General features: G+C 70.9%; 23 protein-coding genes, 1 tRNA gene and 1 pseudogene. 4 read left to right on the forward strand and 21 right to left on the reverse strand.

All coding sequences use genetic code 11. The features are described 5' to 3' along the window. The first annotated feature begins 67 nt into the window (after positions 1 to 67). Positions 68 to 991: a CDP-diacylglycerol diphosphatase gene (locus OG448_RS03915; protein WP_405551529.1), complete on the forward strand. Its 924-nt coding sequence runs from the start codon at positions 68 to 70 to the stop codon at positions 989 to 991. Between the two features lie 21 nt (positions 992 to 1,012). Here the strand turns inward: OG448_RS03915 and OG448_RS03920 are convergent, their stop codons facing one another. Together OG448_RS03920 and OG448_RS03925 are read right to left on the reverse strand one after the other, a co-directional pair. Then, entirely contained in the window at positions 1,013 to 2,044 is a 1,032-nt protein-coding gene (locus tag OG448_RS03920) for a HEAT repeat domain-containing protein (RefSeq protein ID WP_405551530.1), read from the reverse strand. Between the two features lie 11 nt (positions 2,045 to 2,055). Continuing rightward, positions 2,056 to 2,739 carry a HEAT repeat domain-containing protein gene (locus OG448_RS03925; protein WP_405551531.1) on the reverse strand — a complete coding sequence of 228 codons (684 nt, stop codon included), beginning with the start codon at positions 2,737 to 2,739 and terminating at the stop codon, positions 2,056 to 2,058. A gap of 55 nt (positions 2,740 to 2,794) precedes the next feature. Here OG448_RS03925 and OG448_RS03930 point away from each other — a divergent pair, with 55 nt between their 5' ends. After that, positions 2,795 to 3,256: a GNAT family N-acetyltransferase gene (locus OG448_RS03930; RefSeq protein WP_405551532.1), complete on the forward strand. Its 462-nt coding sequence runs from the start codon at positions 2,795 to 2,797 to the stop codon at positions 3,254 to 3,256. A gap of 186 nt (positions 3,257 to 3,442) precedes the next feature. Here the strand turns inward: OG448_RS03930 and OG448_RS03935 are convergent, their stop codons facing one another. From OG448_RS03935 to OG448_RS03945, 3 genes are all read right to left on the reverse strand, one after another. Next, positions 3,443 to 4,513 (reverse strand): NADH:flavin oxidoreductase/NADH oxidase, encoded by a 1,071-nt coding sequence (locus OG448_RS03935; RefSeq protein WP_405551533.1) that lies wholly within the window; start codon positions 4,511 to 4,513, stop codon positions 3,443 to 3,445. Positions 4,514 to 4,921: 408 nt separating this feature from the next. Then, positions 4,922 to 4,995, reverse strand: a tRNA-Pro gene (locus OG448_RS03940). 77 nt (positions 4,996 to 5,072) lie between these two features. Next, the gene (locus tag OG448_RS03945; RefSeq protein WP_405551534.1) at positions 5,073 to 5,591 is read right to left on the reverse strand and encodes a hypothetical protein; all 519 of its coding nucleotides are present in this window, start codon (positions 5,589 to 5,591) and stop codon (positions 5,073 to 5,075) included. Positions 5,592 to 5,730: 139 nt separating this feature from the next. On the opposite strand from OG448_RS03945, the gene OG448_RS03950 reads away from it, so the two are divergent. Further along, on the forward strand, positions 5,731 to 6,891 hold the full coding sequence (locus OG448_RS03950; RefSeq protein WP_405558666.1) for a Gfo/Idh/MocA family protein: 1,161 nt from the start codon (positions 5,731 to 5,733) through the stop codon (positions 6,889 to 6,891). A gap of 43 nt (positions 6,892 to 6,934) precedes the next feature. Next, on the forward strand, positions 6,935 to 7,939 hold the full coding sequence (locus OG448_RS03955; protein ID WP_405551535.1) for a Gfo/Idh/MocA family oxidoreductase: 1,005 nt from the start codon (positions 6,935 to 6,937) through the stop codon (positions 7,937 to 7,939). A gap of 4 nt (positions 7,940 to 7,943) precedes the next feature. Here the strand turns inward: OG448_RS03955 and OG448_RS03960 are convergent. The 16 genes and pseudogenes from OG448_RS03960 to OG448_RS04035 all read right to left on the reverse strand — a co-directional run bounded on the left by OG448_RS03960 (position 7,944) and on the right by OG448_RS04035 (position 23,282). Then, positions 7,944 to 8,520, reverse strand: a pseudogene (locus OG448_RS03960) (AAA family ATPase). A 95-nt stretch (positions 8,521 to 8,615) separates the two neighbouring features. Next, the gene (locus tag OG448_RS03965; protein WP_405551536.1) at positions 8,616 to 9,431 is read right to left on the reverse strand and encodes an ATP-binding cassette domain-containing protein; all 816 of its coding nucleotides are present in this window, start codon (positions 9,429 to 9,431) and stop codon (positions 8,616 to 8,618) included. Positions 9,432 to 9,436: 5 nt separating this feature from the next. Then, a complete protein-coding gene (locus tag OG448_RS03970) occupies positions 9,437 to 10,501 on the reverse strand; it encodes an ABC transporter permease (protein ID WP_405551537.1) in 1,065 nt (354 codons plus the stop codon). Next, positions 10,501 to 11,520, reverse strand: coding sequence for a sugar ABC transporter substrate-binding protein (locus tag OG448_RS03975; protein WP_405551538.1), 1,020 nt, complete (start codon positions 11,518 to 11,520; stop codon positions 10,501 to 10,503). Before OG448_RS03975 ends, OG448_RS03970 begins: the two co-directional genes overlap by 1 nt. 147 nt (positions 11,521 to 11,667) lie before the next feature. Then, entirely contained in the window at positions 11,668 to 12,555 is an 888-nt protein-coding gene (locus tag OG448_RS03980) for an alpha/beta hydrolase (protein WP_405551539.1), read from the reverse strand. A 123-nt stretch (positions 12,556 to 12,678) separates the two neighbouring features. After that, a complete protein-coding gene (locus tag OG448_RS03985; protein WP_405551540.1) occupies positions 12,679 to 14,076 on the reverse strand; it encodes an amino acid permease in 1,398 nt (465 codons plus the stop codon). A gap of 267 nt (positions 14,077 to 14,343) precedes the next feature. Further along, positions 14,344 to 16,131 (reverse strand): FAD-binding dehydrogenase, encoded by a 1,788-nt coding sequence (locus OG448_RS03990; RefSeq protein WP_405551541.1) that lies wholly within the window; start codon positions 16,129 to 16,131, stop codon positions 14,344 to 14,346. 165 nt (positions 16,132 to 16,296) lie between these two features. Continuing rightward, positions 16,297 to 16,614, reverse strand: coding sequence for a hypothetical protein (locus tag OG448_RS03995; protein ID WP_405551542.1), 318 nt, complete (start codon positions 16,612 to 16,614; stop codon positions 16,297 to 16,299). 216 nt (positions 16,615 to 16,830) lie between these two features. After that, positions 16,831 to 17,037, reverse strand: a complete 207-nt coding sequence (locus tag OG448_RS04000; RefSeq protein WP_405551543.1) for a twin-arginine translocase TatA/TatE family subunit — start codon at positions 17,035 to 17,037, stop codon at positions 16,831 to 16,833. A gap of 222 nt (positions 17,038 to 17,259) precedes the next feature. After that, positions 17,260 to 17,619: a PRC-barrel domain containing protein gene (locus OG448_RS04005; protein ID WP_391293611.1), complete on the reverse strand. Its 360-nt coding sequence runs from the start codon at positions 17,617 to 17,619 to the stop codon at positions 17,260 to 17,262. A 165-nt stretch (positions 17,620 to 17,784) separates the two neighbouring features. Further along, positions 17,785 to 18,039 carry a DUF6332 family protein gene (locus OG448_RS04010; RefSeq protein ID WP_405551544.1) on the reverse strand — a complete coding sequence of 85 codons (255 nt, stop codon included), beginning with the start codon at positions 18,037 to 18,039 and terminating at the stop codon, positions 17,785 to 17,787. Between the two features lie 175 nt (positions 18,040 to 18,214). Further along, positions 18,215 to 20,293: a SpoIIE family protein phosphatase gene (locus tag OG448_RS04015; protein WP_405551545.1), complete on the reverse strand. Its 2,079-nt coding sequence runs from the start codon at positions 20,291 to 20,293 to the stop codon at positions 18,215 to 18,217. Positions 20,294 to 20,394: 101 nt separating this feature from the next. Next, positions 20,395 to 21,300, reverse strand: coding sequence for a hypothetical protein (locus OG448_RS04020; protein WP_405551546.1), 906 nt, complete (start codon positions 21,298 to 21,300; stop codon positions 20,395 to 20,397). After that, the gene (locus OG448_RS04025) at positions 21,297 to 22,202 is read right to left on the reverse strand and encodes an ABC transporter ATP-binding protein (protein ID WP_405551547.1); all 906 of its coding nucleotides are present in this window, start codon (positions 22,200 to 22,202) and stop codon (positions 21,297 to 21,299) included. The genes OG448_RS04020 and OG448_RS04025 overlap by 4 nt, the downstream gene beginning before the upstream one ends. Beyond that, positions 22,177 to 22,602, reverse strand: a complete 426-nt coding sequence (locus OG448_RS04030) for a GntR family transcriptional regulator (protein ID WP_405551548.1) — start codon at positions 22,600 to 22,602, stop codon at positions 22,177 to 22,179. Before OG448_RS04030 ends, OG448_RS04025 begins: the two co-directional genes overlap by 26 nt. Positions 22,603 to 22,727: 125 nt before the next feature. Next, a complete protein-coding gene (locus tag OG448_RS04035; protein ID WP_405551549.1) occupies positions 22,728 to 23,282 on the reverse strand; it encodes a DUF3291 domain-containing protein in 555 nt (184 codons plus the stop codon). Positions 23,283 to 23,335: the final 53 nt, after the last annotated feature.

Consider the following 23,335-nt stretch of genomic DNA (forward strand, 5'->3'; position numbering starts at 1 on the left):
ACCGTAAGTCCATTTCCGGCACTTACCCTGCGAAAACCCTCAGCGCTCACTCCCTCGGAGACCACACATGAATGACCAGCAGAATGCGAAGGAAGTTCCCCGGCGTCAATTCGTCGCGCTCTCCGGTGCCCTCGGTGCCGCGACGCTCCTGACCGGCGCGGCCGCGATGGGCGGCGGTACGGCCGCGGCGGCGAGTGGCGTCGACGCCGGCCCGACGCCCGACTCCTGCCCCACCACGCCTCCGCCTCCCGGCGGTGCGAGCCCGTGCCCCCCTGCCCAGCTCCAGGGCCTCTGCGGCCGGCCCACGGACAACGACCCGCTGTGGCACGACGTCCAGTACTGCACCAACGGGATCGTCCCCCCGCCGCCACAGACCAGGCCGGACTGTCTGAAGATGACCCCGAACTACATCGTGCTGCACGGAAAGCCGGAGACGACGCACAACTATCTCCTGCTTCCCACGTGCCGCATCACGGGTATCGAATGCCCGTTTCTCGAGACCAGCGGGGTGGCGAACTACTGGCACGAGGCGTGGGAGAACGCCCGCAGCGGCGGAGACGTCCCCGTGCAGTACCCGAACATCGGCCTGGGCATCAACTCGCAAAGCGCCCGGCGCTACGACCAGCTCCACATCCACATGGCCGGCGTCCGGGGGAGCACCCAGCGGCGCCTCCAGGAACTCGAGTCGCAGGGCCGTATGGCCACGTCCCCCTCACAGTGGGCGAACCCGGCCAACCAGGCCGCCATCACAGGCTCGGCGGGCGACCGCGTGTACCGCGTTCTCCGCCTCCCCAACCTGCGGGACAACCTCTTCAACCTGCTGTACACGAACGTCGTCCGGCCCAACTCCCTGCGCATGGCCGACCAGACCATGCTCGTGATCCCCAAGATCACCGCCACCGGCTTCGCCAACGCCTTCTACGTCCTCAACAGCGACACCTTGATCCACGACGGCACAAGTACGTGCGACTCCCTGCTCGTGTATAGCTGACGCACATGTCCTGGGCGGCCCCTAGTGGTCGCCCGGGCCGTCGTCGGCTCGCTTTGCCAGAATTCCTGCCAGGGCCGATGCCACGAGGGCGACTGTTCGGTCGTCGTCGTGGGCGACTTGGCGCAGGATCTCCAGGGGGGCGGTTCCCTCCACTTCGACGAGGGCCTGGAGCAAGCGGATTCGGGTCGCGGAGTCGGCGGTGGGGGCGGCCAGTTGCTCGGCCAGGAGGGCCGTGATCCGGGTCGCGCAGGCGGGGTCCTGGGACAGGGTCCCCAGCGCTTCCGCCGCGTCCACGTCATTGGTTCCCTCCACGATCATGCGGACGAGAGTCGGCACGGCCGCCGGCACTCCCTGTCCGCCCAGCGCCAGAGCGGCTCGTCTGCGCACGAGGGCGTCCGGGTCCTCAAGCCGGTCCGTGAGCACCGCGATCGCGCCCGGCACTTCCGCCATCCCGGCGATCGCCAGTACCGCGCGCCGCCGGATGTCGACGTCCTCCGAGCGTGCGGCGGCCACCAGCGCCGCCACACCGTCGTCTCCCGTCCGGGCCAGCGCCCAGCGCAGCGCGCCCGCGACATGGGGGTCGGATTCGGCCAGTACGGCCCCGGCCAGCAGCTCCGCCGGAACCGGCAGCCCCTCCGGCCGGGTGAGGACGGCCTGCTGTCTGCGGGCGGCGCTGGTCGAGTCGAGTTCCCGCATGAGTTCCACGACGCGGAGGACGTCCTGCCAGCCGGCGGGCGCCGACGCGTCGATCACCCGAAGCCGTTCGAGCAGCTCCTGCTCGCGCGCCAGGCGGTCCTCCGTCCACTGGATGAGGTCGCCGACCAGGGCGGACGGCGTGAAGGCCGGGTCCTCCAGGGCGCGCCCGATCTGCTTGAGCGACAGCCCGAGGGACCGCAGGCTCTCCACATGGAAGATCCGGCGCACATCGTCGGCCGCGTACTCGCGATACCCGCCGACGGTTCGCCCGGTCGGCCGTACCAGCCCCAGGGCGTCGTAGTGCCGCAGCATCCGCGCACTCACCCCGGACCGCCGAGCCACCTCCCCGATGAGCAACGTACGGCCTCCTAAGCTTCCGCGACCCTGCGTTCCGGGCCGAGTACGACCGTACGCTTCGCCTCCTCGACCGCCGCGTCGAAACCGGCCTCCGGGTTCCGCCGCAGCAACTCGGTGGCACGCGCGTGCGCCGCGACGTCCGGGTCCGGGTGCTCGCCGGCCTTCTCCAGTGCGGGCCGGCTCTCTTCACCGAGGTCGACCAGTGCCCGGCTCAGACTCAACCGCACGTCGCGATCGCCACGCCCGAGCTGCCGGACGAGTTCGTCGGCCAGACCCCTCCCCGCCCCCTCGGGCACGAGCACGACCGCCACGCGCCACGCGGTCCGTGCCACTTCGTCATCGGCATCGCGCAGGAGATCCCGGGTGATCCAGCCCCACGTACCCCGGTCATTGATCTTGGAGAGCGAGTGCAACGCCTGGCTGCGGGCCTGACCGCACTCGGAGTCCAGCTCCTGGCGGAGCCGAGGCAGGGTGATCTCCGGCGAGAGACGCGTCAACGCCCAGGACAACATGTCCCGTACGAAGAAGTCGGGCTCGACCGCACACCGCTCGACAAGGACCTCCAAAAAAACGGGGTCGGACTGCGAACCGACCGCCATGGCCGCCTGAAGCCGAACCGAAGTGTCCTCGGCAGCCATGGCATTGATCAAACGGGTGTGCTGAGCGGTCATGTCGATCGGGACCACCTCCTGCACCCCAGTGGACACCTTGTCACGGTGACAAGGTCAAGCACCTGCCATGCTCCGTGCCATGCCCACAGAGATCACCCCGGCCAAGACGACCGACCTCCACCAGGTCCTCGCCGACCACCACCGCTACTGGGGAGAACGCGACCTCCGCTCCCTCCACCTTCTGGCCCTGGTGCAGGAGTTCGGCGAAACCTGCCTGATCGCCCGCGCCGAAGACGGAATCCACGGGTACATCATCGGCTTCGTCACCCCGGCCGCCACCGGCTACGTCCACCTGGTCGCCACCCGCGACGACGCCCGCGGCACCGGCCTCGGCCGCCGCCTGTACAGGGCATTCGCCGACGTCGCCCATCGCCAGGGCGCCCGGCGACTGAAGGCGATCACGTCCCTCGGAAACACCGGCTCCATCGCCTTCCACCGCCGCCTCGGCTTCGACGTGAAAACGGTCGACGACTACAACGGGCCCGGCCAGGCGATGGTCGTCTTCCACCGGGTGCTGCCGTTCGACGCGGTACAGCCCTGAACGAGCAGCCGCGCAGGACGAGTTGCTGTGCCACGGAGCGGCCATGGAGGTACGAGGCGAGACCGGGACGCCGACGTCGCACGGATGTCCCGCGCGGCGGCGAGCCTGGACAACGTCCGTCCGGTTCACCCACTCGCCGGGGTCTGGTCACATGAGTACGCGGGCCGGTGTCGGGCGACGACATCCTCAGCGATGACGCGGGCGGCCACGCTGGTACTGCTTCGGCCACGGGACGTCGTCCCCGAGCGCGTGGGCCGCGCGGAGCGGCCAGGTCGGGTTGCGCAGCAGTTCACGCGCGAGCATGATCGCGTCGGCCGAGCGGTCCACGAGGATCTGGTCGGCCTGCTCCGGTGCGGTGATCAGGCCGACCGCGGAGACGGGCAGGGCCGCGCCCTCGCGGACGGTTCGGGCGAAGGGCACCTGGTAACCGGGCTCCACCTCGATACGGGCGTTGTGGACGAGCCCGCCGCTGGTGATGTCCACCAGATCGACGCCGTGGGCCACCAGGTGCCGCGACAGCTCGACCGTCTCCTCCGGGGTCCAGCCGCCGTCGGCCCAGTCCGTGGCCGAGAAGCGTACGAACAGCGGACGGTCCTCCGGCCACTGCGCCCGTACGGCGTCGGTGACCTGGACCAGGAAACGGCTGCGCCCGTCGAGATCGCCTCCGTACTCGTCGCTGCGGTGGTTGGACAGCGGTGACAGGAACTGGTGCAGCAGATAGCCGTGCGCGGCGTGGATCTCCAGGACCTCGAAGCCGGCGGACAGCGCCCGCGCGGCGGCCTCACCGAAGGCCCGGACCAGAGCGCGGATGTCGTCCGCGCCGAGCTCCCGCGGGGCCGGCCAGTCGTCGAAGGGCACCGGTGACGGTGCGACCGTCTGCCATCCTCCGGCCTCCGGTTCGACGTACACGTCGCCTTCCCAGGGCGGTGCCGTCGAAGCCTTGCGGCCGGCATGGGAGATCTGGATGCCGGCAACGGCTCCCTGCCCGTGTACGAAGTCGGTGATCCGCTTGTAGGCGGCGGCCTGCCCGTCATCCCAGATGCCGGCGTCGGAAGGGGTGATCCGGCCCTCAGGTACCACTGCGGTGGCCTCCTGCATGACCAGGCCGGACCCGCCGCGTGCCAGGGAGCCGAGATGGACCAGATGCCAGTCCTGCGGATAGCCGTCGATCGAGCTGTACTGGCACATGGGGGCCACCCAGGACCGGTTCGGGAAGGTCGTGCCGCGGAGGGTGAGCGGCGAGAAGAGACGGCTCATGTGGGCCTCGCAGGAGGGATGTGGGACGCCGGGTGCCCCGCAGCCGTCGAGCCGTGACGGCCTGGGTTCCTGCGGGGTGCCCCGCACGGTAAGTGCACCCGAGTACCCCGCTCGCACACCTCCGCAACACGCCTACCCTCAGAAATCCAGTGCCCGTGATGGCAGGGGGCGGGAAGAATTCCTGGTCATGACCCTGCTGACCCACTCTCCGCTGGCGGGACAGCGACTGGGCTACCGGCGGGGCTCGGCCCATCACCGCCAGGGTCTGGGGCCTGAGATCTGCCCGGCCCGAGCGTCCTGACCCGTTGAGCTGGGTCAAGGACGTTGCTCCCCAACTGGCCTAAGGAAACGGCTAAGGGCCGGTTGCGGATTTCTCCGTAACCGGCCCTCGCCTGCGACTTCGTAAAGTCGGGACGACAGGATTTGAACCTGCGACCCCTTGACCCCCAGTCAAGTGCGCTACCAAGCTGCGCCACGTCCCGAGGTGATCCTGCGGAGTGTTCCGCGTGATCACGCAGGTCAACCCTACCGCACCCGCAATGGTGCCCGTACCGGCGGGCTACTTGATGAGCGCGTTGGCGATGACCACGACGAAGCCGAGGAGGGCGTCGGCGAGGCCGATGAGCAGGGCGGAGGGCCAGCGGCGGGAGGCCCCGCGGGCGGTGAGGACGCCGAGGGTGAAGAGGATGGCGATGTTGAGGTAGAGCGCGGGGTACTCGACGCCGCCCGGCGGCCACCACCCCCACCCGGCGCCGGCCAGCAGGAACACGGTCGGCAGTACGGCCGCGACGAGCGGCCACTCGCCGCGGAGGGCACGCAGCGCCTCACCCCCGCGCCGGGGGCCGCGTTCGGCGATGTGGTGGGCGTAGCCGTGGGCGAAGGCGGAGGCGAACGCGGTGACCAGCACCCACAGCGCGTCATAGCGCCGACTGGCCGCCGAGCCGTGGCCGTGCTGGGTGAGCGCGGCGACCATGGAGCTGGCCAGGACCGCGCCGTACACCCCGCCGAACAGGACGGACTCACGGGTGTCGCGTCGCCGCCGGGGTGCGCCGGTCTCCGCCGTCGGGTCAGCAGCCATGCCTCCCACGATCACCCGGTCCCCGCGACCCCGCACGCCGGTCGCACCGGTCGGGGGCGCGCACCAGGGTTGACACCCGGTATTTGTCCGCACAAAGGTGGGCCCGGCAGATGTGGATCTGGTCCGGAGAAGGGCTGTCATCGTGGATGCGCTGGGTGTCGCCGTCGTCGGTTTCGGCTGGATGGGCCGGGTGCACACCCGGGCGTACGCCCGCCTCCCGCACCACTACCCCCGGCTCCCCCTGCGCCCCGAGCTGGTGACGGTCGCCGAGGAGGTGCCGGGGCGCGCGGAGGAGGCGGCCGCGCAGTACGGCTTCGCCACCGCCACCCGCGACTGGCGCGACGTCGCCGCCGACCCCCGCGTGCACGCCGTCAGCATCACCGCGCCCAACTTCCTGCACGGCGAGATCGGCGTCGCCATGGCGGCGGCGGGCAAGCACCTCTGGATCGAGAAGCCGGTCGGGCTGAGCGGCGCGGACGCTCGCGCGGTGGCGGACGCGGTCGCCGCGGCGGGTGTCCAGGCCGCGGTCGGCTTCAACTACCGCAACGCGCCCGCCGTGGAGGCCGCCCGCGAGCTGATCGCCTCTGGGGGCATCGGCCGGATCACCCACGCCCGCGTCCGGCTGCTCAGCGACTACGCCGCGCACCCGGACGGTGCCCTGACCTGGCGGTACGAGCGCGGCCGGGGCGGCAGCGGGGTGCTGGGCGACCTGGCCTCGCACGGCGCCGACCTCGCGTACTTCCTGCTCGGGGACATCGCGTCGCTGGCCGCCGACACGGCGGTGTTCGTCCCCGAGCGATCCCGCCCCACCGGCGCCACCGCCGGACACACCCTCGCGGCGGGCGGCGAGCGCGGCCCGGTGGAGAACGAGGACTACGTGAACTGCCTGCTGCGCTTCGCCTCCGGCGCCCGTGGCGTGCTGGAGGCGTGCCGGGTGTCGGTCGGCGAGCAGAACAACTACGGCTTCGAGGTGCACGGCACCGAGGGCGCGGTGTCCTGGGACTTCCGCCGGATGAACGAACTGCGCGTCAGCCGGGGCGGTACGTACCAGGACCAGCCGGTGAGCACGGTGTACGTCGGCCCGGGCGACGGCGAGTTCGCCGCGTTCCAGCCCGGCGCGGCCAACGCGATGGGGTACGACGACCTCAAGGTCATCGAGGCGTACCGGTTCCTGCGCTCGGTCGCGGAGGGCAAGCCGTACGGCGCCACGCTCGCGGACGCGGTGCGCGCGGCCGGTGTGCTGGACGCGATGGCGGTGTCGGCCGAGAGCCGGGGGTGGGTCGACCTGCCGGTGAGCTGAAGCGCGGTCCCTGTCACAGCACACGCGAGGAGCAGTTGAGCACATGCGTATCGGAATTCTCGGCCTCGGCCGCATCGGCGCCTTCCACGCCGAGACCCTGTCCGCGCTGGACGCCGTCACCTCCCTGGTGGTCGCCGACCCGGTCGCGGACGCGGCGAAGGCGGCCGCCGAACGGTACGGGGCCCAGGTCGCGGACTCCCCGGAGGCGCTGCTCGCGGCCGGGGTCGACGGCCTGGTGATCGCTGCCGCCACCGACGCCCACCCGGCGCTGATCCGGGCCGGGGTCGCGGCGGGCGTGCCGGTGTTCTGCGAGAAGCCGGTGGCCCGCACGATCGCGGAGGGCGTGGCGGTGCTGGACGCCGTGCGGGACAGCGGGGTGCCGATCCAGATCGGCTTCAACCGCCGCTTCGACGCGGGTTTCATGGCCGCCCGCGCCGCCGTCCGCTCCGGCGAGCTGGGCAAGCTGCACACCGTGCGCTCCACCACCCTGGACCCGGCGCCGCCGCCCGCCGCGTACGTCGCCGCGTCCGGTGGCATCTTCCGCGACTGCTCCGTGCACGACTTCGACATGATCCGCTGGGTGACCGGCCGGGAGGTGACCGAGGTGTACGCGGTCGGTGGCAACCGGGGTGCCGCGTACATCGGGGAGGCGGGCGACGCCGACACCACGAGCGCGGTCCTCACGCTGGACGACGGCACGATCGCGGTGGTCTCCAACTCCCGCCACAACGCGCGGGGTCACGACGTGCGCATGGAGCTGCTCGGGTTCGCGGACTCCCTCGCGGTCGGCCTGGACGACCGGCTGCCGATCCGCTCGGCCGAGCCCGGGGCCACCTTCCCCTCGGGCACCCCGCACGACTTCTTCATGGACCGCTTCGCCGGTGCCTACCGCGCCGAACTCACCGCGTTCACCGAGGTGGTGGCCGGAACGCGACCCTCACCCTGCACGGTCGAGGAGGCGCTGGAGGCCGGGTGGATCGCGGAAGCGTGCACGCGTTCGCTACGCGAGCACCGGCCGGTGACCCTGGCCGAGGTCCGCACCGGCTGAGGGCTCAGCGGTCGATGGCCGGTACCCGGTCCAGCCCCGTCTCCCGCATGATCCGCGTCACCGTGTCCGCCAGGGCGCTGCTCGCGTCGATGACGGTCTCGGTGCCGCCGGGGAGCAGGTCCCGTTCGCGGTACCAGTCGCGCAGGTGGTCGTCGGTGACGTGGGACAGGTAGGTCGCGTCGCCCTTCGTGGCGTGCCGCGCGAGGGTCTCGGTCAGTGGCACGTCCAGGTAGTAGCAGCGGGAGACGCCCCGGTGCCCGCGTACGAGGTCCTCCAGCATCGTGGCGTAGCGGTCGCGTAGAGGATGCCCTCGACGACGGTGTGGAACCCGGCGTCCAGCGCGTAGCGGGCCGTCATCCCGATCAGGCCGATGTTGGCGCGCCGGGGCGGTCCCGCTCGCGGAGTACATCGCGGCGGAGGTTGTCCTGCCCGACGATGGCGAGATTGCGGCCGAACCGCTCGCGGAGCCCGGCCGCGATCGAGGACTTGCCCGAGGCGCTGTTGCCCCGCACGACGATCAGCCGGGTCTCTTCGGTTCCGACTGTCATGACGCTCTCGCTGTGCGCGCTCCCGGATGCCATGACACCAGTCTTCCCGGCCGGCGATCCGCCGGACGCCTACCGGGCCATGGCCGAATGCCGAGTCCTCGCGGCACTCGTCCGCCGATGAGCCGACGTCACGGCAGCTCCGCCACGTCCACCCCTCGCACCTGCGCCAACTCGTGCTTGAGTGCCGTGAGTTCCGCGCCACCGGCCATGTGGTTGGTCAGGTCCTCCAGCGTGATGTCCCCTCGTGCCGCGCTCAGTTCGAGCGTGCCGAGGCGCAGGACGCTGAAGTGGTCGCCGACCATGTAGGCGTGGTGGGGGTTGTGGGTGATGAAGATGACGCCGAGACCCCGGTCGCGTGCGGCGGCGATGTACTTGAGGACCACCCCGGACTGCTTGACGCCGAGCGCGGCGGTCGGCTCGTCCAGGATCAGCACGCGGGCGCCGAAGTGGACGGCGCGGGCGATGGCCACGCACTGGCGCTGGCCGCCGGACAGGGTGCCGATGGGCTGCTCCAGATCGTCCAGGGCGATGCCCATCTCGCGGAGTTCGCGGTCGGCGGTCTCCTTCATCCGGGCGATGTCCAGGCGGCGCAACGGCCAGGGGCCCTTGGTGAGTTCGGAGCCGAGGAAGAAGTTCCGCCAGACCGGCATCAGCGGGATGGTGGCGAGGTCCTGGTAGACGGCGGCGATGCCCTTGGCGAGGGCGTCGCGCGGGCTGTCGAACCGCACCGGCTCGCCGTCCACGAGGAATTCGCCCTCGGTGTGCCGGTGCAGGCCGGAAATGATCTTGATCAGGGTGGACTTGCCGGCGCCGTTGTCGCCGAGCACACAGGTGACCCGGTCCGCGTGCACGGTCAGGTCGACGCCGTGCAGGGCGCGTACGTTGCCGTACGACTTGCCCGTGTCGCGCAACTCCACCAGCGGGGCGGTACTTTGGTCGGTCATCTCACTCACCTCCGGGTCGCCGTGCGCTGGACCCACAGATTGATCAGGACGGCGCCGAGCAGCATCACGCCGAGGAACGCCTTGAACCAGTCGGGGTTCCAGCCCGCGAAGACGATGCCCTGGTTGACCATGCCGAACATGAAGGCGCCGAAGACCGGCCCGATCGCGGAACCAGAGCCGCCGGTGAGCAGACAGCCGCCGATCACCGCGGCGGCGATGTAGATCAGCTCCTGGCCCACGCCCTCGCCGGACTGCACGGTGTTGAACGCGAACAGGTTGTGCATGCCGACGAACCACGCGCCGAAGCTCACCAGCATGAACAGCGTGATCTTGGTGAAGTCGACCCGGACACCCACCGCGCGGGCGCTCTCCTTGCTGCCGCCGACCGCGAAGATCCAGTTGCCGTACTTGGTGCGCAGCAGCACCCAGGTGGCGAGCGCGGCGAACACCAGCCAGTAGAAGACGGTGATCTTCACCTGGACGCCGCCGATGTCGACCGAAGACGCGAAGACCGCCTTGGCCTGCCCGAATCCGTCCATGTCGCTGATGTCGTCGGTGGCGACATTGCCGGTGACCAGCTTGGTCACGGCGAGGTTGACGCCCTGGAGGATCAGGAAGGTGCCGAGGGTGACCAGGAAGCTGGGCAGCCCGGTGCGCACCACCATCCAGCCGTTGAAGGCGCCGATGGCCAGGGAGAGGACGAGGGAGACGAGGACGCCGGTCCAGACGTTCACCGTCAGTTGGTAGCTGAGCATGCTCGCGGTGAGCGCGGAGGTGATGACGGCGACGCCGGAGGACAGGTCGAACTCCCCGCCGATCATCAGCAGGGCGACCGGCAGCGCCATCAGCCCGATGGTGGAGCACTGGTAGAGCACGGTGGCCATCGAGTCGCCCTGGCGCAGGGTCGGCGCCGCGATGAGGAAGAACACCATGACGGCCAACGCGCCCAGGAACACGCCCACTTCGGGCCGGGCCACCAGCCGCAGCGCGAGCGGGCGTCCGGTGTCCGGCGCCGGGCCGGACACCGGTGGCCGCCCGGAGGCCGGTTCCGTCTGCTGGGCGGTGCTCATCAGCGGGTGCCCTTCGCCGCGAACTCGGCGACCCGGTCCACGTTGGACTTGTCCACGAAGGCCGGACCGGTGAGTACCGGCTGCTCGCCGCCGCCGCTGTAGTTGCCGTTGTTCTTGTACAGCCACAGCGAGTCCACGGCCAGGTAACCCTGGAGGTAGGGCTGCTGGTCGACGGCGAACTCGATGGTGCCCTTCTTGATGGCGCCGGTGAGGTCCTTGTTGAGGTCGAAGGTGGCGACCTCGGCCTTGCCGCCCGCGTCGGCGACGGACTGCACGGCGGTCAGCGCGAAGGGGGCGCCGAGGGTGACGACATGGTCGAGGGAGCTGTCCTGCTTCAGCTTGGCGGTGATGGTGGCCTGCACGGAGGGCCGGTCGGTGCCGTTGACGTACAGCGTCTCGGTCTTGCCGGAGAAGGTCTTCTTCACCCCGTCGCAGCGCTGCGTGAGGCCGACGTTGCCCTGCTCGTGGATCACACACACGATGTTCTTGGCGCCGACCTCGTTCAGCTTCTTGCCGAGCGCCTCGCCCGCGACGCTCTCGTCCTGCCCGAAGAACTGGAGCAGTCTGAGCTTCTTCCAGTCGCTGAGCCCGGAGTTGAGGCCGACCACGGGTATCTTCGCCACGTTCGCCTTGGCGATGACGTCCTTCATCGCGCCGGGCTTGGCCAGGGTGAGCGCGATGCCGTCCACCTTCTGGTCGACGGCGTTCTGCACCAGGTTGGCCTGGGTGCCCGCGCTGGGGTCGGCGGAGTAGACGAGCTTGATGTTGTCCTTGGCGGCGGCGGCCTCGGCGCCCTTGCGGACGATGTCCCAGAAGGTGTCGCCGGGCGACTGGTGGGTGACCAGGGCGACCGTCATCCGGGGGGTGTCGGCCTTGCCGGCCGGTGCTCCCGATCCTCCCTCCGCCGCCTTCTTCCCGCCGGAACCGCTGGAGCAGCCGGCGAGGGTGAGGGCCGCGGCGGCGGCCACCGCGACGACGGGGGCCAGTCGGCGCGAGCGCGAGCGAGAAGAGCGGTCCATCTGTCCTGCACCTCACTGTGCTGGGGAGGGTGAGCGCTGTTGCGTCGGGACGGGATACAAGTCCCTGCCGGGTCCGCTGTCAATGGTTTGTCCAGACATGACGGCCGGGGCAGGTCAGGTCGTCAGCACAAAGGGGTATTTCCCCGGTCAGCCGGGGAGAGCGGCGAGTTCGCCGAGGACGCGGGCCGCCGGTGCCGGGTCGACCAGCCACTTCAGATGGCTGCCCGGGAGGGTGCGTACGTCGTAGGGGTTGTCCGGGGTCAGCGCGTCGCCCTCGCGGATGAGCCGGTCCTGGAGGGCGAGCGGCATGCTCACGTCGTCGGCGAGGCGGACGTAGGTCTTCGGGATGCGGCCCCAGGTCTCCGCTTGGGCGCGGTCGGCCGCGGTGCCCGTGTCGAGGTTCTCGTCGGGCTGGAAGGTGTTGAGGAAGACGAGGAACTCGTCGTCGGTGCCGTCCGCGAGGAAGGCGGCCTTGAACGCGGCGAGGGCTTGCGGGTCCGCGGTGCGGAAGTTGACGCGGAGCAGGCCCAGTTCCGCCGGGTTGCCGACCAGGGCGAGGGCGAGCGAGGCGGGGTCGGCCGTCGCCATCTCCGGCTCGGCGTAGTACTGCCCGGCTTCCAGCTCGACCGGCGCCCAGGCCGAGACGTACACCAGCCGGTCGATCAGGTCCGGCCGGGCGTTGGCGGCGGCGGTGACCGTGATGCCGCCCCGGCTGTGCGCGACGAGGACGACGGGACCGTTCGCCTTGGCCCGCTCCAGCACCCCGATCAGGTGGGCCACGTTGTCGGCGAGCGTGACGCCCTTGATCGCGCCGGGCGCGCCGGCGAGCCCCTCGGGGTCCTGCGGTGCCTGGTAGGCGTGCGTGTAGGTGGCGCCGAAGCCGTGGCCGGGCAGGTCGACGGCGATCGAACGGTGCCCGAGCAGACCCAGCTCGGCCTGGAGCGGTGCGAAGGAGAAGGAGTTGGCGAAGGCTCCATGCACCAGTACGAAGGTCGGCTGCACCGTCTGATCACTCCTGCCCGCGAGACCCGTCATCGGTGGGCCACCGTACGCAGCCGAAGATCACCGGCACCAGCGGTAGGAGGTGCTCCGCTTGTGCGGGTGGCGGGCACGCCGAAGCCCGGCGGTCTCCGGTGAGGCCGCCGGGCTCCGGGGTGATCAGCCTTCGGCTCGCCGCCGCCGTCCGGCCATCACGGCGTAGACGAGGATGCCGACGAACAGGAACAGCACGCCCTGGTAGACCGCCGCGTAGCCCGCGCCCGCGACCAGCCAGATGGAGAAGCCCGCGGCGACGGCGGCGATCACCGCATCGCGCACCAGCCGCCGTCCGTCGACCTCGTCGCGGCGGCCGGAGGTGAGGTGGTGGAGCTGCGCGGCCGTGGCCAGCAGGTACGGCACGGTCGCGGTGAAGGTGGTGACCAGCACCAGGACCTCGAAGACGTGCGCCGAGCCCGCCATGAAGTTGTAGACGGTCAGCAGCGAGGAGAGGACGACCGTCACGCCGACGCCCACGGTCGGCACCCCGCGCCGGCGCCGGGTGAAGGCGGCCGGGAAGAGCCCGTCGCGCGCGGCGGCGTACGGGGTCTGCGCGCTGAGCAGGGTCCAGCCATTGAGGCAGCCGGTCATCGAGACCAGCGCGGCCAGCGCCACGGCCCAGCCGCCCCAGGTGCCGCCGAACATGGCGTTCACGGCGTCGGAGAAGGGCGCGGTCGACTTGACCAGGCTGTTGTGGGCGACGGTGCCGAAGACGGAGACCGTCCCGAGCAGGTAGACGAGCGCGGCGCCGGCGGTGCCGATCACGGTGGCCCGGCCGACGTTGCGGCGGGCGTCGTGGACCTCGCCCGCGCTGACGGCGGCGGACTCCACGCCGAGGTAGGAGTAGAGCAGCAGCGCGGCGGACGCGGAGATCGCGCCGATCGGGCTGCCCCCGCCCGCGTTGAACGGGCCCAGCTTGTCCGGGTCGAAGAAGAACAGCCCGCCGACCGCCACGAGCAGCAGCGGTACGAACTTCAGCACCGTGGAGACGAGCTGGACGGCGCCGACCCAGCGGGTGCCGGCGAAGTTGGCGAGGGCCGGGAGCCACTGGATGACCAGGGCCGCGAGGCAGGCGGTCCAGCGGTGGTGACTGACGGGGATCAGTACGTCGAGGTAGCCCACGGCGGCGACGGCGAGTGCGGCGTTGGACACCCAGGTGGTGATCCAGTACGCCCAGGCCGCGAGGAACCCGGCGAAGTCACCGAACGCCTCGCGGGCGTAGACGTACGGCCCGCCGGTGCGCGGGTCGCGCTGGGCGAGCCGGCCGAAGACCAGGGCGAGCGCGATGGCGCCGACCGTGAGGACGCCGAGGGCGACCAGGCTGACCGTGCCGTAGGGGGCGACGGAGGCGGGGAGCAGGAAGATGCCTCCGCCGATGATGTTGCCCATGACCAGGGCGGTGGCGACGGGCAGCCCGAAGCGGCGGGCGTGCTTGGTCGCGTTGCCGCCCGGTTCCTCGGCCGGGGCGCCGAGGGGGCCCGTCGCCGGAGCCGGCGGCGGAGCGGTCCCGGTGACCTGCATGGGTGGGGGCTACCTCTCGCGGAACTGGCCGTGACCGGCACAGAGGGGGACGGGCGGTGACCTGGCTCACGAGAAAAGGCCAGGTGAACGACCCTCCCGGAGCACCGGGCCAGGCCCAATGGTCGGTGATGCCCCGAGTCGCCGCCAAATCACCGCTTCTTGTCCCGTCCCGTCCACGCGATCACGCAAAAACCGCGCTTACGGGGCCTTGACACCGACAGATGTTCACCCATTCCGGGGGCGCCGTAGCTCGCCTCAGGGGCCGCCTCAGGTCGCCGTCGCCGCGGCCGCCGCCCGGCCCGCCTGCCGTCCGGAGAAGAGGCAGCCGCCGAGGAAGGTGCCCTCCAGCGAGCGGTAGCCGTGCACTCCCCCGCCGCCGAAGCCCGCGACCTCCCCGGCCGCGTACAGCCCCGGAACCGGTTCGCCGGAGGCGCCGAGCACGCGCCCGGAGAGGTCGGTCTGGAGGCCGCCGAGGGTCTTGCGGGTGAGCACGTTGAGCCGTACGGCGATCAGCGGGCCGGCCGAAGGGTCGAGGATCTTGTGCGCGGGCGCGGTCCGGCTGAGCGAGTCCCCGATGTAGGAGAGGGCGTTGCGGATGCCCATGACCTGCACGTCCTTGGTGTACGGGTTGTCCATCTCGCGGTCGCGCGCCTCGATCTGCCCCTTCAGCCGGGCCAGGTCGATCAGGTTGTCGCCGGTCAGCTTGTTCATCCCGGCCACCAGCTCGGAGAGCGTCGTGGCGACCACGAAGTCGGCGCCGTTCTTCTTGAACTTCTCGATCGGCTCGGGTGTCTGCCAGATCCGGGAGAGGAGCTGCCAGACGTTCTTGTTGGTGAGGTCCGGGTTCTGCTCCGAGCCGGACAGCGCGAACTCCTTGGCGATGATCTTCTGTGTGGTCACGAACCACGAGTAGTCGTAGCCGGACGCCGTGATCGAGCCGAGGGTGTGCAGGGTGTCGTAGCCGGGGATGTCGGGGGTGCCGAAGCGCTTGCCGGTGGCGTCGAACCACATGGAGGACGGGCCGGGCAGGATGCGGATGCCGTGGCCGGGCCAGATCGGGTCGTAGTTGCGCAGCCCCTCGGTGTAGTGCCACATCCGGTCGGGGTTGACGATGCGGCCGCCCGCCCGCTCGGTGATGGCGAGCATCCGCCCGTCGACGTGCGCGGGCACCCCGGTGACCATGGTCCTGGGCGGCGTACCGAGCCGGGCGGGCCAGTTCTGGCGTACCAGGTCGTGGTTGGCGCCGATGCCGCCCGAGGTGACCACCACGACCGGCGCGCGCAGCTCGAACTCGCCGATCACGGTACGAGAGCTGGGCTTGCCGCGGGCCGCACCGCTGGGTTCCAGGACGGCACCGCGTACGCCGGTGACCGTGCCGCCCGTGGTGACGATGCCGTCGACCCGGTGCCGGAATCTGAAGCCGACCTTCCCGGCCGCCACCGCCGCCCGCACCTTCTTCTCGAACGGCTCGACCACGGCCGGACCGGTGCCCCAGGTGACGTGGAAGCGCGGCACCGAGTTGCCGTGTCCGTCCGCGAGACCCCCGCCGCGCTCGGCCCAGCCGACGATCGGGAACCACTGCACGCCCAGCCCGGCGAGCCAGGACCGCTTCTCCCCGGACGCGAAGTCGACGTACGCCTCGGCCCACTTGTAGGCCCAGTGGTCCTGGCCCGCCGGGTCGTCCACGCCCCGGTCGAACCCGGCGCTGCCCAGCCAGTCCTGCCAGGCCAGGTCGTGGGTGTCCTTGACGCCCATCAGCCGCTGTTCCTCGGAGTTGACGAAGAACAGGCCGCCGAAGGACCAGAACGCCTGCCCCCCGAGGCTCGCCTCGGGCTCCTGGTCCAGCAGCAGCACCTTGCGACCCGCGGCGGCGAGTTCGGCCGTGGCGACCAGTCCCGCGAGACCGTGCCCGACCACGATCGCGTCCGCGTCCTGTGTCTCCCCGGCGAAGGCCGGGACGGCATGGGCGGCCAGCGCGGCCCCGGCGAGCATCCCACCGGTGACGGTGAGGGCGCGGCGACGGGTGATCCCTGCGGGTGCGATGGGCTTGTCCATGGCTGCCTTTCGTCAAAGGGGTACCGGCGGTGCGGGGTGACGAACGAAGGCTGCCGAGGCAGGAAGGAGGTGCAGACGATCGCCGTCGGCAGGTGTTACCGACGGTAGCCCAGGGGGTGCGGGGCGACCAGAGTCATGCTCCAACTCTGTTGTGACGTAGGCGAGTTACCGCCTGCGGGGCGGCTTGAAGGCGTACAGATCGAGGATGTCGGGCTGCGGTGCGACACCCGGTCCGCCGGCGTGCACCCAGCCGAGGATGTCCTCGGTGGCGTCGGGGTCGTTGACGAGGCCGAGCCAGACCGGGCGGCCCCCGGCCGCGCGTCCGGCGGCGGAGGGCTGGACGACGATCACATTGGCCTGGTCGCACACGTCGAGGCAGTCGGAGATCCGCACGGGCGCACCCTCTGCGAGCCGGGCGGTCTGCGCGGCGTGGTCGACCCCGGTCACCTTGGGACTGCCGCAGCAGCAGTCCCGGCACACCACGATCCGGCAGGGGGCCGGGCTTTGTCTCGGGCATGCCGTGATCGTCCCATCCGAGCTGGTGGTACGTCAGTGCGTCTTGTTCGGCCGGCCGGGCGACCGGCCATGCCGTCAGGGGGAGCACCTGGTCTGGGCGAGGTCGCGGCCGAGGTTTTCCTGCACCCAGCCGCCGGACGCCCAGTCCTTTCCGCCGGGCGCAGATCGCAGGCCGCCGGTGGGTCAGCTCCGTTCGTCGCGGGGCAGGACGGTGCCCTCGATGACGGTTCCGGAGGCGGGCGGGGCGTCCTGGGTGCGCATGGCGCGGGCCTCGCTCTTGAAGATGCGGGTGGCCTGACCGGCCGAGCGGACGAGTCCGGGCAGCTTCCGTACGCCGAGGAGGGCGATCAACACGATGAGCAGCAGGGCGACTTCACTCAGGCCGAACATCGGATGCGGTTCCTCCCAGCGGGGTGGTGGCCGGGACCGGTCGGCCCCGCTCACCATCATGGTCCACATCGCTGTGGAAATGTCGTACAGAGCATGATCGTTCCATGCCCGGCGTCCGACGGACCCGGTGAAAACGGGAGCAGGGCCCGGCGGCCGCTCCCCCGGACCGCCGGGCCCTGCTCCTGCACATCGCCGCGGCACCGCCGCCCGTGCACGTCCCGCTCAGTGCCCCGAGCCGTGCCGGCCGTAGTGACCGCTGATCTGGTCCCGGTACGCCGGGTCCCCCAGATGCTTGTCCTTGTCGAACTCGGGCGCGTCCTTGATCTGCTCCTTGGTCCGCGCGACGTGCAGCGTCCGCTCCTCGTGGTCGATCCCGGTGATCGTCCCGGCCGGCAGCAGCACCTCCTTACCGAAGATCCACACCCCGGTGTCCACGACGATGTACTGCTCCCCCACGTCGTTCGAGTGCTTGTCCACCTTGCCGATGTGCCCGTCGAGCGCCTCGACCTTGTACCCGCTCAGATCAGCGTCCGGCGTGTGCCCAGCGGTCGGGCCATAGCTCCAGATGTTCTCGGCGGTCATAGACGACACCTCCATACTCCAGCCCCAGGAGGTGGATGCGGTCCACATCCGTCTCCCACCAGGGGCTCTACGGGCGGGTGTCCTGCCTGGGGGCGAACAAACCCGACGTCCCTCTGAGGGGGTAATAACCGGCCTACGGCTCCTTCCGCATCCGCTCGCGCGGCGTCAGCGGCCTTTACGGCGCTCCACGTCAAAGCGATACAGCACCCGCACCAGACGCCACAGACCGGCCGCCGCTCCAGCGAAGGCTCCTCCCATCAGCATGCCTTTGGACGCTGAACCGGAGAAGTCAAAGAGGCGAGTGACGGCCAGAGCGACAGCAAAGACCGTCGCAGCAAGGGCGACAGCAGTAACCAGGGCGAAGACGATCTCCACCGTCATCGCATCCTTCTCCCACCGCGACTCCCGCCCCGTATCCATGCCGGAAGTCTCGCATCGCGGTCAAGCCCTGACCCCCGGGGTGGGGAACGTTGCGTCCCACTGGCCCTGTACTCCCGCACCGTGAAGAAGATCCACCGCCCACGAACGGCTGCACGGGCGCCCTCCCCTTGGGCTGAGCCACCCAAGCCCTGCCGGGAATCGGCGAGTTGCACCGTCAGCCCCCTCCCTCATCCTCGTCCTGCTCCCCCGGCGTATCCACCTCCGCCCAGATCGTCTTCCCACCCCCGCTCTCGTACCGAGTCCCCCACCGGTCCGCGAGCTGGGAGACGATGAACAACCCCCTCCCCCCTTCGTCGCCCTCCTGCGCGTGACGCAGCAGTGGTGCGTTGCCGCCCGTGTCGGTGACTTCGATGGTGAGGGCCTGGTCGAAGATGAGGCGGAGGCGGGCCGGTGGGGAGCCGTGGCGGACCGCGTTGCCGGCGAACTCGCTGACGATGAGCTGGCCGTTGAAGCGGATGTCCTCGTCCAGCCCCCATTCGCGCAGGTGTTGCTCGCAGCAGGCACGGGCGGCCTCCGCGGCCTGGGGGCCGTCGGGGAGGGCGAGGGTGGCGACGCGTTCACGGGGGAAGGCCATGACCCGGCAGACGAGTACCTGCGCCTCGATCGCGCGCGGATGGGAAGTGAGGAGGTCGGACAGTTCGTCGCAGAGGGCCCGGGGGTCCACGCCGTCGGAGTCGGGGAGCTGGTCCAGCGCCCGGCGCAGCAGGCCGGGTACGTCGCCGGGGTCGTCGGTGAGGCCGGGGGTGTGCAGGATCAGCAGCGACTCGGGCGGGACGGCGGCGGTGACGGACGGGATCGGTTCGGCCGGCCCGCCGAGGGACGGCCCCTCCGGCGTGGCGATGGTCTCGATGGTGCGGTCGGGACGGACGAGCACGACCTCGGGCCCGCTCGCCCGCGCCACGGTGACCTCGCACGACAGCGGGTCCCATTCCGCATAGGTGCACCCGGCCCGCAAGCGGCCGGACTCCCGCTGGGCCGCGCTCCGGTCGCGCGCCAGGGTGGCGGTCGTACGGCTCAGCCGGGCCAGCAGCTCCCCCGGCTGGAGGTCGAGCGTGGCGAGGGAACGTCCGGCCGTCCGCAGCTCGCCCATCGTGGTGGCCGTCCGTACGCCGAACCCGGTGACCTGTCCGACGGCGAGGCCGGTACGGGCTCCCGACAGCGGCATCACGTCGAACCAGCCGCCCCCGCTCTCCTCACCGGGCAGCCGCAGGTCGGCTATGTCGAGCGCGGCCCCGGTCGGTGGCTGCCGCGGCAGCAGCGAGTGCTGGATGGCGAGCGCGATGGAGTGCTCGCGGTGGAAGCTGCTGGCGTGGTCCAGGCACCGCGCGGTGTGGGCGCAGACCTTCTCCACGAGGGCGATGTCCTCGCGGGAGAACGGGGTCGGCGTCTCCCCCCGGTAGAGCAGCAGCAGACCGAGTACCGTCCCCTCACGCATGATCGGCGCCGCCAGCAGTGCGTGCGCCCCTGCCGCGTGCAGCAGGCGTTTCAGCGCGGGTTCGGCGTCCAGCCAGCGGGTGTCGGCCTCGATGTCGGTGGCGCGCGGGGCGTGGGCGGCCAGGAGCGGGGCGAAGGGGCTCTGGTCGGCCGGCCAGACGTGGCTGCCTTCGGGGGCTCCGCCGCACGCGATCGGGCACAGCGGCTCGGGGTGGTGCGGGGCCAGCGGCGGGGGTTCGCCCTGCGTCAGGTGTTCGGCGAGTGCGATGACGATGGTGTCGGCGGCGGAGGGGACGAGGGCCTTGGCGAGTTCCGTGCAGGTGATGTCGTGGTCGAGCGTCTCCCCCACCTCGCCCTGGATGGCCGCCAGGCGCCGCAGCGGGTCGGCACCGGAGTCCGCCTCGTCCGGGGTGATGTCCGCGATCGTGCAGATGAGCCCGGAACCCTCCTGGCCGGGCGGCACCGGGAAGAGCGAGAGGCAGAGGGTGCGGGGGCCCTGCCGGAGGGTCCGGCGGGTGCGTACGAGCCGGTTCAGCGAGGCCACGCCGCTGGTACGTACTTCGCGCGCGCCGGCCGTCTCGGCTTCGGGGTCACGCAGCGGGAGTACGTCGGTGATCACCTTGCCGGTCGGATCGGTGCCGGACAGCAGGTGATGCGCGGCCTCGTTGCACTCGGTGACGATCAGTTCGTCGTCGAGGACGAGGATCGCCAGCGGCGAGGCAGTCAGCGCCTCGCAGGCCACGCGCATGGCCTCGGGGCAGGTCTCAAGGGTCCGCTCGCGTCCGGCGTCGCCTTCCATGGCACCTCCCTAACCAGCATGCGCAACACGCTGGCGGGGCGCATTCCGGGGTATGACTCCGCCCCGGCGATCACCTTCGCCGGGGCGGAACCACGTCCGGATCAAGCCGTGCGGCGGCGGATGACGCGGAACGCGGTCAGGGTCAGCAGGGTCGCCGCCGCGAGCACCAGTGCGCTGGAGGCGAGCTGGTACGGCCAGTAGTCGCCGGGGGTGAGGGCGTTGGTGAGGTAGGCGTCCTGGGGCAGGGCGTCGTAGAACATCAGTCCGAATACGCCGCCGGGGTGGAATCCGTGCACCTTGGAGAGGACCGGGAGGTCGAGCAGCAGCATCGCGCGGGACCGGACGAGCACGGCGGCCACCAGCCAGGTCAGCAGCGGGGCGGCGAGGAGGGTGGGCCAGAGGCGGCGCAGAAACGTGCCGGTCAGAGCGCCGGCCGCGACTCCGAGGAGGACGTACGCGACGGTGACGGGGCCGATCGTGTAGTACGCGTTCTGCCGCTCGGCACCGTAGGTGAGCAGGTTGAGGTCGAAGGCGTGCACGACGCTCATCCGGTACAGCGCCACCAGCGGGACGGTCAGCACCACGACGATCGCCGCCAGCGTCGCCCAGCGGACTCCGAACCAGCGCCGTGGGGTGACCGTCTGGGTGAGGGCGAGGACCACACGCCGGGTCTCCCATTCACGTGCGGTCAGCACACCGGTGAGGAGCGCGGCGAACAGGGCCGGCTGGAAGGCGAGCATGGCGCCGTCGTCCATGAGTTTCGCCGTCATGGCGTGGGCGTCATCCGCGTAGCGCCCGAAGTGGTACGCCTCGCCGCCGACGTGGTTCCGCAGCGCGACGGCGTCGGCCCAGCCGTAGTAGTGGTACACGATCTGGACGCCGATGCGCAGGGCCAGCAGCAGGAGGATCACGCCGGGGACCCGGTACTGGCGCAGGGCGATCCCCGCGAGGGGCCGGAGGCGGCCAGGGCGGGGGGACGTCGGGGCGGCGGCGATGGCGGCACTCATGCGGCGGTGTCCTTGCGAGGCGATAGCGAGGCGGGAAGGGAGGAGCCGGTGAGATGGGCGAGCACCAGCTCCTCCACCGAGGGCGGCCGCACCTCCCAGTCGGCGGGGAGCGGACCCGCGCGGCGGATCAGGGCGGTGGTGCCACGCCCGGCGGGGCGGGACTCGACGACGGCATGACCGTTGAGCTGCTCGGCGCCGCCCGCGAAGGCCACCACGGCGTGGGCGTCGGTCAGTTCGTCCATGTCGCCGCACAGCCGGTTGGTACCCGCGTCGAGGAGCAGCAGGTGGTCGCAGACGTCGGTCAGCTCGGACAGGATGTGCGACGACATGATCACCGTGGCGCCGGTGTCGGCGACGTGTGCCATGAGCAGGCCCATCAGTTCCTGGCGGGCGAGGACGTCCAGGTCCGCCATCGGCTCGTCGAGCAGCAGCAGGTCGGCCCGCTTGCCGAGGGCGAGGGCCAGGGCGATCCGGGTGCGCTCGCCGCCGGACAGGTTGCCGATACGGTCGCCCTTGTCGAAGCGGGAGGGGTCGGCGAACCGCTCCGCCAGTTCCGCGTCCCAGTTGCCCTCGTTGAGCCGCGCGCCCAGGCGCAGCGTCTCGGCGACGGTGAACCGGGGGAACAGGGGCCGGTCCTGCGCCAAGTAGGCGACCCGCGGATTGCCTACGCGCGTGGCCCGGCCGAAGACCTGGGCGGTGCCGGAGGTGGGACGCTGCAGCCCGGCCGCCAGTTCCAGCAAAGTCGACTTGCCCGCGCCGTTCGGTCCGACGAGCGCGCAGACGACCCCGGCGGGGACGGCGAAGGTGCAGCCGCCGAGCGCGTCCGGACCACTGCGCCGGTATCTCCTGGTGACGCCGTCCGCGGCGAGCGCCGCTTCAGGACTGCTGGTGGGGAACGACATCGGGTTCCTTCGCTGAGTGCTTCGACGAGTAGAGGTCTTCGAGGACGGCGGTGAACAGCGCGGCGAGGTCCTCGCGCTCCAGCCCCGCCGTACGGGCCCGCGCCGCCACGTCCGCCAGTTCGGCCCGCCAGGGCGAGTCGCCGGAGGCGGCGCCGAGCGTGCCGGTGATGAACGTCCCGTGCCTGCGCCGGGTCTCGACCAGGCCCTGGGACTCCAGCTCTCGGTACGCCTTGAGCACGGTGTTGGGGTTGAGTGCGGTCGCCTCCACTACCGCACGGGCGGTCGGCAGACGGTCACCTGGTTCCAACTGGCCCAGTCGAAGGGCCTGCTGGACCTGCTGGACGATCTGGACGTAGCTGGGCACCCCACTGGACCGGTCGATCCGGAAGGCGAACGTCACGAGTGAACCCCGCTTTCAACCAATGAACTAATGAAATGATGCATTGGGTGTTCCGGGCACGTCAAGGCCCGTCTTGGGGAAGGGTGAGCGGCGCCGAATGTCACCGCGCGGGCCGGCAGCAGTCTTCAGGAGGGGTCGCTCTTCGGCCCGGTGCCCTTGATCCTGGTCGGTGTTCCGTCCGGGGTGAACGCGTGGTGGAAGGTGAACGCGTGCGGCGCGGGACCGTGGTTGTGGAGGTGTTCCAGCCTGGAGACCCCGTCCTGCCAGGTGGGTATCACGTCGTCGGCGACCCACCAGAACACGTAGTTCGGGCGCCCTGTCCTCTCGAACCAGTCGTAACGCCTGTTCAGCGCCTCACGGTGAAGGCCGGTGTAGATGGCGTCGAAGGCGGGGCGCAGGCCGGTCCAGAGGGAGAGGGTCGCGGCCAGGGCGGTGTTTTCCACCGTTCGGCCCTTGCCGTACCAGGCCGGTACGGCGAACTCTCCCCACGCACCCCAGTCCGCGCCGAAGAGCTCGCCGTGGTCACCGTCTGCCGCTTCGGCATGAGCGAGGTATCCGGGGTGCCGGCTGATCTTCCGGTAGACGGCCGCACCGATCTCGTAGAACTCGCGCGTGAGAGGTGCGGGATCGGCGAGAGGTGACTTCAGGACGCCGAATGTGTACAGGGCTAGCTGGGACATGCGTCTCTCCCTAGGCCGAAGACCAGGTGAAGGTAGCCGCCTCCGCGGGACCT

It is taken from the genome of Streptomyces sp. NBC_01171 (assembly GCF_045039805.1).
Lineage (GTDB): Bacteria > Actinomycetota > Actinomycetes > Streptomycetales > Streptomycetaceae > Streptomyces.